Below are 11,660 nucleotides of genomic sequence, written 5' to 3' on the forward strand. Positions count from 1 at the left end.
CCATGGGGCGAGTCGCGCCTTGATCTGGATCAAGGGCTCGACGGATCGAAAACCCGTATAAGGCCCGGGTGACCGCCGTGCCCCCCTCCCCCCTGACCCTGCGACACTGGTTGCGCGAAGCCGGCCGCCCGCAGAGGCGGGGCCTGGGTCTCGCGGCCCTGATGACCACCGCTGATGTGCTGCCGGCCACAGGGTTCGCGGCGGGACTGGCCCTGACCCTGACGGCGTGGCCGAACCGGTCGGGCGCGATCGTGACCGGAATTCTGCTGATGACAGCGGCGTTTGTGGTGCGTGGCCTGGTGTCGCAGCGGGCGGCCGACGTCGGCGCGCGGGCGGCTGCGGGGATCAAGGGGCAGGTGCGTCGCGGTGTCGTGGCCGACCTGTTCGCGGGGCTACGTCCCTCCGGAGGTGGGCTGATCGCTGCGGTCGAGGGTGTGGACCGGCTGGAGGGCCACTATGCCCGGTTCGAGCCCGCGCGAATGGCAGCGGTCGCCGCCCCGGTGCTGGTGCTGATCGCCATTGCTACGGCCAGTCCGGTGTCGGCGTTGATTCTGGCCCTGACCCTGATCCCCTTTGGCCTGAGCCTGTGGCTCGCGGGCACGGCGGCGGCGGCCGAAAGTCGCAACCAGTTTCAGGCGCTGGAGCGGTTGTCAGGACTGTTTCTGGATCGCATCCGGGCCCTGCCGGCCGTTGCGGCCTTTCAGGCCTCGGACACGGTGGCATCGGAGGTTGAACGCGCGTCAGACGCCCTGGCCAAACGCACGGCCCGGGTGTTGAGGATCGCCTTCCTGTCCTCGGGCATACTGGAGTTTTTCTCGGCGCTCGCGGTGGCGCTGGTCGCCGTCTATTGCGGCTTTCAGCTGCTGGGCCTGATGCCGGTACCGATCCCCGAACCACTGGATCTGGGCCGGGCCGTGTTCGCCCTGGTGCTGGCACCCGAAGTCTATGCGCCGCTGCGCCGGATGGCCGCCGCCTATCACGACCGGCAGGCTGCCGAGGCCGTGGTGCCGACCCTGGAACGCCGTGACGCCCCGACCCTCCTGCCCGCGCCGCGTCTCGGCAAGAGCCCGACCGTGAGCTTTCGGGGTGTCGACATTGCCTATGGCGACGCGCCGCCTGTCGTCTCCGGGTTCGATCTGAAAATTCGCCCCGGTCAGGTCATCGCCCTGACGGGCGCCAGCGGTACGGGCAAGAGCAGCCTGCTGCACCTGTTCCTCGGCCTGTCGCCGCTGTCGGCAGGCGAGGTCGAGGTCGATGGCCATCCCCTGTCGCGACACGGGGACTGGTGCGGACAGATCGGCTGGATGGGACAGTCCACCGTGGTCGTGCCGGGCACCCTGGCCGACAACATCGCCCTGTCGCAGCCGGACGCCTCGCGCGACCTGATCCGCGCGACCGCAGAACAGGCAGGCCTGACGCTGGACCTCGATCGCCGGATCGACGAACGCGGCGGGGGTCTGTCGGGCGGCGAGCGGCGCAGGCTGGCGCTGGCGCGCGCCATGCTGAAACAGGCCCCCCTGCTGTTACTGGATGAGCCGACCGCCCATCTGGATGCCGATGCCGAAGCGGCGCTGATCCCGGCGCTGGCTGCCGCCATCAAGGGGCGGACCTGTCTGATCGCCACCCACTCCCGCGCCGTGATGGCGCTGGCCGACCGGGTGGTGGCGCTGTGAGCCGGTCCCTGTCTCCTCTTGAGCAGTTGATCCGGGCCGAGGTGCGGGCGCAGCGTCCGCGCCTGATGGTTGCGACGATCGCGGCCATCGGCGTGACCTGCGGGGCGGCGCTGCTGCTGGGCCTGTCCGGCTGGTTTATCACAGCAGCGGCGCTGGCCGGACTGGCCGGACCGGCGGTCGCCCATGCCTTCAACTATATGATCCCCAGCGCCTTGATCCGGCTGCTGGCGATTGTGCGGACCGGCTCGCGCTACGTCGAACGGGTCGCAGGGCACGAGGCTGCCCTGCAGGGACTGGGGCGGCTCAGACCGCGCCTCTATGCCCGGCTGGCCGAGGGTCGGGGGGCCGTGAAGACGCTGGCGGCAGGTGAGGCCTCATCGCGGCTGATCGAAGATGTGGACGCCATTCAGACGCGGTTTATCCGCCTGTCGGCGCCCTGGGCGCTGGGCGCAGGACTGCTGGTCTCGGCCGGGATGGCGGCACTGGCCCATGTCGCTTCGGCAGTCGCGCTTGTCGTCGGTGCGGCCGTGCTGGTGCTGGGCAGCCGCTGGATCTCCGAGCGGTGGGTACGGCCCGCAGCGGGGGACCGACAGGCCGCACAGGGGCAGTTGAAGGCCCGGCTAGCTGAGCTGGAGGCCGCGACGCCCGAGCTGAAGGCCTGGTCTCTGGAAGGCTGGGCCACCGCTGAGGTCGCCCGGGTGGCCGATGCGGCAGACGCTGCCGCTGTGACGCTGGCCCGGCGGGCTGGCTCCCTGATGAGCTGGGCGGGCGCGGTGACGGGATTGACGCTGGCCGGGGTCGTGGGTCTGCCCCTGATCCTGTCGCCGGTGCCGCCCGCAACGCCCCTGATGGCCGTGGCGGCGCTGGCGACTGCGGCGGGTATGGAAGCGGCGCTGGCCCTGGTGGTCGCCCTGCGCGATGCCGGAGCCGCCCGCGCGGCTAGCGCGCGTCTGGAGCCCCTGATGGGTGAGGTCGAGGCGGCCCGCATGCAGACCCCCGCCGGGACCGCGCTGGGCCTGTTTCCGGATCGACCGGAGATTCCGGGCGGGGCCCGGGTGCGGCTGAGTGGTCCGTCGGGGATCGGAAAGACCACCCTGATCGAGCAGCTGATGGGGCTGAGGGTCGATGTGGAGGGCCGCATGTCGGCCGGCGGGCTGGACCCCGCCCGGAGCGATGTCGATGTCAGGGGCCTGTTCGCCTATGCGGCGCAGGAGGTGTCACTGCTGGACGGGACGGTGGCCCAAAACCTGAGGCTGGCCGACCCGAAGGCGCCCGAGGCCCGACTGTGGGAGGTTCTGGAAGAGGCGGCGCTGGCCGAGCGGGTCGCCACCGCGCCCAAGGGGCTGAACATGCCGATCGGGCCGGGCGGGGCGTTTCTGTCCGGGGGTGAGCGGCGGCGGCTGACGCTGGCGCGGGCGTATCTGCGGACGGCGCCGTGGCTGGTGCTGGATGAACCGACCGAAGGGCTGGATGCGCGAACCGAACAGAAGGTCCTGCACCGGTTGAGAGCCCGACTGGACCGCACGGGTCAAGGATTGGTGATGATCAGTCATCGCCCGGCCGGTGTGGCCCTGTGCGATGTGGTCCTTGAGGTTGACGGTGGGGCTGAAGCCGCGGCGTCAGCTCTCCCCGTCTGCGAGCTGGGTCAGACGTTCCGGTCGCAAGATGCGCAGCTCGGAGACTGACACCAGCTGCACGATGCCGGCGGTCTTGAAGCGCCCCAGGACGCGGCTGACGGTCTCGATGGTCAGGCCCAGATAGTCGGCGATTTCGGTGCGGCTCATGGGCAGGCGCAACTGACCCTCGGCGTGCGGACGCATGGGATCCCGGTCTGCGAGATTGAGCAGGAAGGAGGCCAGTTTTTCTTCGGCCGTCTTGCGACCCAGCAGCAGGATCTGGGCCCGGGCCTCGGTCAGTTCATGGCCCGCGCGCTCCAGCAGGACCGCCTCCAGCTTCGGGGACTGACGAACCAGGGTGCGATAGTCCCCGATGGCGAACCGGCAGGCCGTCACCAGCTCGATGGCCTCGACCGAACCGGCATGGCGCGCGGCGGCCTCCAGCCCGACAAAGTCACCCGCGAACAGGAAGCCGGTGATCTGACGCCGCCCATCGGCCATGAGGGTTTGCACCCTGGCCGTGCCCGAGGTGATGTTGAACAGATAGTCGGCGCGCTCGCCCTGACGGGTCAGGGCCTGTCCCGCCGCGAATCGGACCGGTTCGGCCAGGGCTGACAGGCGCGCCAGATCCTCGCCCTCCAGACTGGCGCAGACGCTGAAGGCTCGCGCGCCGCACGCGCCGCAGTCGGCAGCCAGCGGGCGGCTGGGACAGACGGGCGGCTTCAATCGGACCTGGAGCATGCAACGTTCCGGTGGGAGGAACCCCTGTGATAGGCCCTGGCAGGCACCGATACAATTGCGACGCGCCGCCGCCTCGGCCATAGAAGCCCCATGTCCAACTCGCCCTTTGCCACCCCCTCCCCCGCCGACTGGCGCGCGCTGGCCGAAGCCGCGCTCAAGGATCGTGATCTGGCCAGTCTGGTACATCTGGATGCCGACGGTCTGGATCTGCGGCCGCTGTATGCCGCCGCGAATGCGGGAGAGGCCGTGACGGCACCCCGGCCCTCCCATGCCGACGGGCGGGCGTGGGACCTGCGGATTCTGGTGGAAGGCGATGATGCGGCCGCGCTGAACGCGCTGGCGCTGGCGCAGCTGGAGGGGGGCGCGGCCTCGCTTCTGGTGCGCGGCGGCGTGACGGCAGATTCGGACACCCTGGTCCAGACGCTGGCCGGGGTTCAGCTGGAACTGGCCGAGGTGGCACTGGACGCGGGTCTGGACGGGGCGACCGCCGCCGATGCGCTGGCGGTGGCGGCCAAGGGCTCCCCGCGCGCGCGGCTGGCCTTCCACATGGATCCCGTCTCGGCCTTTGTCGGCCAGGGCGGCGGGGCGCGACCGCTGGCGGACTATCTGGAGCTGGCGGGCAATACGGCGGCGCGCCATGCCGAGGCCTATCCCGACGCCCGCGCCTTCCTCGCCTCGGGGCGGGTGGTGCACGAGGCCGGCGGCACGGCCGCACAGGAATTGGGCTATCTGCTGGCCAATGCCGTGGCCCTGACCGATGCGGCGGGGCGCGCGGGCCTGTCGCCGGCGCAGGCGTTCCAGCGGATGGTTCTGGGCGTGTCTCTGGACCAGAGCTATTTCGACGGCCTGGCCAAGGTTAGGGCGCTGCGCCTGATGTGGCGCACGCTGACCCGGGCGTGGGGGGCCGAGTCTGAGGCGGTGATCGAGGCACGGTCGTCGCGGCGCATGCTGGCTGCCCGCGACGCCTGGCCCAATCTGTTGCGGCTCACGGCGGCGGGCTTTGCCGGCGCGGTAGGCGGGGCCGATGTGATCGTGCTGGACGCCTTCAGCCGGGCGGCGGGCATGCCCGATGCCTTTGCCCTGCGGCAGGCGCGCAATACGCAGCTGATCCTGATGGAGGAAGCGCATCTGGGGCGGGTCGACGATCCGGCGGCGGGCTCCTGGTTTCTCGATACCCGCACCCGCGATCTGGCCGAGGCGGGCTGGGCGGCCTTCCGACAGATCGAGCGCGAAGGCGGGCTGGTGGCCTCGGTCGAAGGCGGCGGTCTGCAGAGCCGTGTGGCGAAGGCGCGGGAGGCTTTGGTCACCGGCTATGCGCGCGGCGATGCCCATCTGATCGGCGTGACCCGCTTTGTCGACGAGGACCCGCGCCCGGCCCATGTGACGGACGAGGCAGACGACGCGCCGCCGCCGCCGGACTACCGCTGTGAGCCGCTTTCCCCCCTGCGCCTCGCCGCAGATCTCGAGACCGGGGAGACCGCCCGATGACCCGCCCCGATTTCACCACCCTGACGCTGGACACCGGCGCGACCGGGACCGGACCGCACCGTACCGCCTGGCAGACGCCGGAGGGCATCTCGGTCGCGCCCCGGTATGAGGCAGACGCGCTGGAGGGGATGGACTTCATCCATGGCCTGCCGGGGATCGCGCCCTATCACCGGGGCCCCTATCCGACGATGTACGCCCAGAACCCGTGGACCATCCGCCAGTATGCGGGGTTCTCGACAGCCGAGGAATCGAACGCCTTTTACCGGCGCAATCTGGCGGCGGGGCAGAAGGGGCTGTCGGTCGCCTTCGATCTGGCCACGCACAGGGGCTATGATTCCGACCACCCGCGCGTCGCCGGCGATGTCGGCATGGCGGGCGTGGCGATCGACTCCATCCTGGACATGCGGACCCTGTTCGACGGCATCCCGCTGGACAAGATGAGCGTGTCGATGACGATGAACGGGGCGGTGCTGCCGATCCTGGCCCTCTATGTCGTCGCCGCCGAGGAACAGGGGGTCGCCCCCGCCCAGCTGACCGGGACCATCCAGAACGACATCCTCAAGGAGTTCATGGTCCGCAACACCTACATCTATCCGCCCCTGCCCTCGATGCGGATCATCTCGGACATCTTCGCCTGGACGGCCGAGCACGCGCCGAAGTTCAACTCGATCAGCATCAGCGGCTATCACATGCAGGAGGCCGGGGCCTCGGCCGATCTCGAGCTGGCCTATACGCTGGCAGACGGGATCGAATATCTGCAGGCGGGCGTGGACGCGGGCATGGACGTGGACCGGTTCGCGCCGCGGCTCAGCTTCTTCTGGGCCATCGGCATGAACTATTTCATGGAGGTGGCCAAGATGCGGGCCGGGCGGCTGCTGTGGGCCGAGGCCGTGTCGAAGTTCGGCGCGAAGAATCCCAAGTCGCTCAGCATGCGCGCCCACTGCCAGACCTCGGGCTGGTCGCTGGCGGCCCAGGATGTGTTCAACAACGTCAGCCGGACGATGGTCGAGGCCATGGCGGCGGCCGGTGGCCAGACCCAGAGCCTGCACACCAATGCGCTGGACGAGGCACTGGCCCTGCCGACCGACTTCTCGGCCCGGATCGCGCGCAACACCCAGATCCTGCTGCAGCAGGAGACCGGCCTGACGCGGGTGATCGACCCGTGGGGCGGCAGCCACTATGTCGAGCGGCTGACCCACGAACTGGCCGAGCGGGCGCGCGCCCACATGGCCGAGGTCGAAAGCCTGGGCGGAATGGCCAAGGCCATCGAGGCCGGCATTCCCAAGCTGCGCATCGAGGAATCGGCGGCCCGGACCCAGGCGCGCATCGATACCGGCCAGCAGACGGTGGTGGGGGTGAACCGCTATCTGTCCGATCAGGTCGACGACATTCCGGTGCTGAAGGTCGACAATGCGGCGGTGCTGGCGGCCCAGATCGACAAGCTGAAGCGGCTGCGGGCCGAGCGCGACGAAGCCGCCACCACCTCAGCCCTGGATGCCCTGACCGCAGGCGCGAAGGGCGACGGCAATCTGCTGGCCCTGTCGATCAATGCAGCACGCGCCAAGGCCACCGTCGGCGAAATCTCGGATGCGCTGGAGGCCGCCTTTGGCCGTCATGTGGCGACGGTGAAGACGGTCTCGGGGGTCTATGCCCGGGAAGCGGGCAAGGACCCGAAGATCAGTCGGGCGCGGGACATGGTCGCCGCCTTTGTCGAGAATGACGGCGGGCCGCCGCGCATCCTGATCGCCAAGCTGGGTCAGGATGGCCACGACCGGGGTCAGAAGGTGATTGCCACGGCCTATGGTGATCTGGGGCTGGAGGCTACCGCCGGATCGCTGTTCCAGACTCCGGCCGAGGCCGCGCAGGAAGCGGTCGAGAAAGGCGTTCACGCCGTGGGCGCCAGCTCGCTGGCCGCCGGGCACCTGACGCTGGCGCCGCAGCTGATCGCCGAGCTGAAGAAGCTGGGCCGCGAGGACATCATGGTGGTGGTCGGCGGGGTCATTCCGCCTTCAGACGTTCAGCCGCTGCTGGATGCCGGGGTGGCGGCGGTCTATCCGCCCGGGTCCGTGATCGCGGACACGGCCATTGACCTGATCGACAAGCTGAACCAGCGGCTGGGCTATGCCCAGAAGCCCAAGGGCTAGATCGGCAACCTAGGGCCGGTAGCGTGACGGCAGGGCCGCGACCTCTTCCGCGCTCAACTGGCGGACCACGCGGGCGCGACACCGATTGGACGAGGCCCCGGCCACGGCCACATCGACGGACAGGGAGTCAGACACGCAGGTCCGGGTGCTGGACCCGACCAGCGGCGTGAAGGCCAAGGTGTTGGCGCTTTCAATGCCGGAGCAATAGCTGGTGGTCTGGACCTCGAACACGTCGCCGCCCAGCGCCTTCACATAGATCGAGGGCGACTGACCTGCGCGAAAGTTGATGATCCGGTCGGACATGAAGCAGGCGCGCTGGGTGCCGTCGGCCATGACCATGTCCGGCCCCGGGGCGCAGGCGGCAGCCAGCATCAGGATGGGCAACGAAAGCGCGGCGATGCGGATCATGGCGAGTCTCCGGTGAGGGGTTAGCTGCGGCCCTCGAGGCGGGGGCCGACGCGGGCACTGCAGTATTCCACGGGGCTGACGTTACCACGCACGGCGATGCGGGTGGAATCGCCCGGGCACAGACGGGTCACGCCCACGGCATCGGGCTCAAGCGCAAAGCCCAGCGAGCTGTCGAGGCCCGTACAGGCCCCGTAGACCGTCAACGGATAGGAGTCGCGCCCGACGTTCAGATAGACCGTCTGGCCAGGACCGTCGCTGAAGCCCCGCACTTGGGAAGGCGAGAAACAGGTCTGGTCATTGAAGGCCGTCGTGTCGCCCGACGGGGTCGTCGGCGCGCAGGCGCCCATAGCCAGAAGCGATCCGGCGAGGGCTAGCGAAACGGGGGTTCGGATCGAAAGGGTCATGCATCGCTAACGTCCGACGGTAACGAGGGTTTCGCAAGTCCGGAATCGCGGCGACGCGGGTCGAACCTTCGGGCGACGGCGTCTGGCACAGGCGATGGCCGGTCGAGGCACAGGGCCGCGATATGCTCGGCCAGAAGGGGGGCGAGGCAGAAGCCCCGGGAGCCCAGACCCCCGAGGACATAAAGGCCTTCGTCCAATCGGCCCGCATACGGCAGGCGGTCGGGCGTGGTGGCCCGGGTCGCGGCGCGGGATGTGATGGTGCCCTCTTCCAGCCCGTTGGCGAGCCCGGGAAACCGGTCTGCGAGCGCCGTGCGATTGCGCGCCGTGTCGGCGGCGCGGACCTCTGTGCCGGTGTCATCCCGGTCGTGAGTCGATCCGAACAGGAGGTCGTCGCCGATCGGAATGGCATAGCCGCCCCAGGCCACGGGCGGAGGCGCGGCAATGCCCCGGGCCACCTCGACCTGACCGCGCACGGGCTGCAGAGAAAGGTTGGGCATCAAAGCCGCTGTGCCCGCCCCCCCGGCCAGGATCAGACAGGCGGTGCGACGGAGGACGGCTCCGTGCGGGTCATACAGGACCCAGCCCTGCGGATCGCGCTCTACCCGGGCCACTGGGGCGCACGTGACCCCCGCCGGCAGCCAGGAGGAGAGGATGGCTCGCGGCCGCACGACCCGGGCGTCGGCCATGAGGAGGCCCGGGGTCTCAACCGCCTGACCGAGGTGGTCGGAGACCTCCCGGGCCGACAGGACGGTCATGTGCCCACCCTGCCAGATCGGTTGTTCGGCGATCTTGGCGTGACGGTCGATGTCGCGCTCGCGCCCCGGCAGTTGCAGCACACCGCGCGCCAGCACCGCGCCCTCGACGGCGTCATACAGCTGTCCGGCCCGCTCCAGCGCCTGGGCATAGCCTGAGGCGAGGTCGGCGTCGCCGACATCCAGACGCGGCGTGACGAGGGCCGCTTCAAAGCCGGATGCGCCTGCGCCGGGTTCCTCGGCCTCGATCACCTCGACGGCGCGGCCCTGCGCCGCAAAAGCCCGGGCAAGGGATGCCCCGGCGATCCCGGCGCCCAGGATGACGATGTCGGCGGGCGCACAGTCCGGGGCGGGCGTTCCGTGGCGCACCGCTTCCAGTCGCTCACGCTTGCGGCCATGACCGGGACGTTTGTCGACGGCGAACCCCGCTTCGGTCAGGCCGCGCCGGACGGCACCGGCAACCGTGAAGGTGGCCAGGCGCGCGCCCGGGCGGCTTAGGGCGGCGACCTGGGTCATCACGGCGGGGGACCACATGTCGGGATTGCTGGCGGGCGAGAAGCCGTCCAGGAACCAGGCGTCGGCTGCGCCGGTCCAGTTCGAAAGCCCCTGCTCGACCGGCCCGACGGCGAGGTCGAGCGTCGCATTGAAGGTCGGCAGGTCCAGCCGGTGCAGACCCGGCGTCGCGGATGGCCAGACAGCCCACATGGCCCGGATGGCGGGTTCCAGCTCGGGCCAGCCGGACAGGGCACGGGCGGCCTCGTCGCGGGAAAGGGGAAAGCCCTCGATCGAGAACAGGCTGAGGCGGGCCCCGGGATCGGCATGGTCGCGCCACAGCATCAGGAGAGCCGCGATGTTCAGCCCGGTTCCAAACCCCAATTCGGCGACACAGAAATGATCGCGACCGGCGAAGGCACCCGGCAGGCCGCAGCCCTCAAGAAAGACGGCACGCGTCTCGGCCAGACCGTCTTCGGGCGAGAAATAGATGTCGCCGAACCGTCCCGAACGGGGGGTGCCGTCGTCGTCCCAGATCAGGTCGGCGGAGGTGTCGGAGGGGGGAGTCATAACCTTCCCTATCGGGCCGGGAGACAGGTGTCGCGACGGCGCAAGAAAAAAGGGCCGCCCGTGAGGGCGACCCTTTCCCGATCAGGTCCCGAAGGACCGTATCTGTTTGGCTTACTGGGCCGGAGCGGCTTCGGCAGCCGGAGCTTCCGTGGCCATGGCTTCGCCAGCGGCGGCCGTGGCTTCGTCGGCGGCAGCGCCGGCTTCCATGGCGGAGGCTTCGGCGTCGGCAGCGGCGTCTTGAGCCACTTCGGCTTCGGCAGCAGCTTCTTCAGCCGGAGCGGCTTCGTCAGCGGCGGGGGTGCAGGCGGTGATGGCCAGGGCGGCAGCCGAGGCGGCGATCAGAGCGACGATACGCATGTGTTTTTCATCCTTCAGAAGGTTCAACGAGGTCATGAATCCCCGCAAAGGTGTGATAACGGAAATGTGAGCCGAGTCGCAAGCGAATTCTCACGGGTTCGTGATCTTCCGTGAGCGGTACGTGTGGATGAAGCCGGTCGTCAGGCCGCTTCCATCGGGGCGTTGGCCAGGCTCTCTTCCATCTCGGTGAACGAGGGCTGGGCGCCGGAGGGGATATCCCCGCGACCGATCTCGACCGAGATCTGGGCCGCATTGCCGTGCAGGTGCGCGACCAGCACCGACTGGATGATCTTGTAGAAGGCGCCGTCGCTGTCGACAATCTCCTTAAGGCGGGCGGCCATCGGCCCGACCAGTCCATAGGCCAGGAACACGCCGAGGAAGGTGCCGACCAGGGCGCCGCCGATCATGCCGCCCAGGATTTCCGGCGGCTCGGTGATCGAGCCCATGGTCTTGATGACGCCCAGCACGGCCGCGACGATGCCCAGCGCCGGCAGGCCGTCGGCCATGGTCTGAAGGGCATGGGCGCCGGCCAGACCCTCGTGGTGGTGCTTTTCCAGCTGTTTTTCCATGGCGTCCTCGATCTGATGCGGATCCTCGAGGTTCATGGTCATCATGCGCAGGGTGTCGCAGATGAAGTCGGTGGCGAAATGGTCCTTCATGATCTTCGGATATTTCTGGAAGATCGTGGATTCGGCGGGCTTTTCGATGTGGCTTTCAAGGGCGATGACGCCCTTGGACTTCATCGTCTTGGTCAGCTGGAACAGCAGGCTGAGCAGGTCGATATAGTCCTTGCGCTTCCACTTGTTGCCGACGAACACCTTGCCGAAGCCGGCCAGCGTCGCCTTAATGGTGCCGACCGAATTGCCGATCAGGAAGGCGGCCACACCGGCGCCCAGGATGGCCATCAGCTCATAGGGGAGGGAGTGCATGATCACCCCCATCTTGCCACCCGCCAGGATGTAGCTGCCGAACACCATGGCGAACAGCAGGATAATGCCGATGATCTGGAACATGG

General features: G+C 69.1%; 10 protein-coding genes. 4 read left to right on the plus strand and 6 right to left on the minus strand.

Annotated features, from left to right (window positions below):
- Window positions 1–77: 77 nt before the first annotated feature.
- Window positions 78–1,673, plus strand: coding sequence for a thiol reductant ABC exporter subunit CydD (gene cydD / locus EG854_RS08420; RefSeq protein ID WP_241153184.1), 1,596 nt, complete (start codon window positions 78–80; stop codon window positions 1,671–1,673).
- On the plus strand, window positions 1,670–3,358 hold the full coding sequence (locus EG854_RS08425; RefSeq protein WP_241153185.1) for an amino acid ABC transporter ATP-binding/permease protein: 1,689 nt from the start codon (window positions 1,670–1,672) through the stop codon (window positions 3,356–3,358). Before cydD ends, EG854_RS08425 begins: the two co-directional genes overlap by 4 nt.
- On the opposite strand, the gene EG854_RS08430 is transcribed toward EG854_RS08425, so the two are convergent.
- Window positions 3,293–4,030, minus strand: a complete 738-nt coding sequence (locus EG854_RS08430; RefSeq protein ID WP_123287666.1) for a Crp/Fnr family transcriptional regulator — start codon at window positions 4,028–4,030, stop codon at window positions 3,293–3,295. The genes EG854_RS08425 and EG854_RS08430 overlap by 66 nt on opposite strands.
- A 90-nt stretch (window positions 4,031–4,120) precedes the next feature.
- Between EG854_RS08430 and EG854_RS08435 the strand changes: the two genes are divergently transcribed.
- Both EG854_RS08435 and scpA read left to right on the plus strand, forming a co-directional pair.
- Window positions 4,121–5,518 carry a methylmalonyl-CoA mutase family protein gene (locus EG854_RS08435; protein ID WP_123287667.1) on the plus strand — a complete coding sequence of 466 codons (1,398 nt, stop codon included), beginning with the start codon at window positions 4,121–4,123 and terminating at the stop codon, window positions 5,516–5,518.
- Window positions 5,515–7,662 (plus strand): methylmalonyl-CoA mutase, encoded by a 2,148-nt coding sequence (gene scpA, locus EG854_RS08440; RefSeq protein WP_123287668.1) that lies wholly within the window; start codon window positions 5,515–5,517, stop codon window positions 7,660–7,662. The genes EG854_RS08435 and scpA overlap by 4 nt, the downstream gene beginning before the upstream one ends.
- 9 nt (window positions 7,663–7,671) lie before the next feature.
- Here the strand turns inward: scpA and EG854_RS08445 are convergent, their stop codons facing one another.
- From EG854_RS08445 to motA, 5 genes are all read right to left on the minus strand, one after another.
- Window positions 7,672–8,070, minus strand: a complete 399-nt coding sequence (locus EG854_RS08445; RefSeq protein ID WP_123287669.1) for a hypothetical protein — start codon at window positions 8,068–8,070, stop codon at window positions 7,672–7,674.
- 20 nt (window positions 8,071–8,090) lie between these two features.
- Window positions 8,091–8,474, minus strand: coding sequence for a hypothetical protein (locus EG854_RS08450; protein ID WP_164461969.1), 384 nt, complete (start codon window positions 8,472–8,474; stop codon window positions 8,091–8,093).
- Window positions 8,471–10,288, minus strand: a complete 1,818-nt coding sequence (gene mnmC2, locus EG854_RS08455; protein ID WP_123287671.1) for a tRNA (5-methylaminomethyl-2-thiouridine)(34)-methyltransferase MnmC2 — start codon at window positions 10,286–10,288, stop codon at window positions 8,471–8,473. Before mnmC2 ends, EG854_RS08450 begins: the two co-directional genes overlap by 4 nt.
- Before the next feature lie 111 nt (window positions 10,289–10,399).
- A complete protein-coding gene (locus tag EG854_RS08460) occupies window positions 10,400–10,645 on the minus strand; it encodes a hypothetical protein (protein WP_123287763.1) in 246 nt (81 codons plus the stop codon).
- 140 nt (window positions 10,646–10,785) lie between these two features.
- Entirely contained in the window at window positions 10,786–11,658 is an 873-nt protein-coding gene (gene motA, locus EG854_RS08465) for a flagellar motor stator protein MotA (RefSeq protein ID WP_123287672.1), read from the minus strand.
- Window positions 11,659–11,660 lie beyond the last annotated feature (2 nt).

Origin of the sequence: Brevundimonas halotolerans, assembly GCF_003730275.1 — a bacterium.
Lineage (GTDB): Bacteria > Pseudomonadota > Alphaproteobacteria > Caulobacterales > Caulobacteraceae > Brevundimonas > Brevundimonas halotolerans.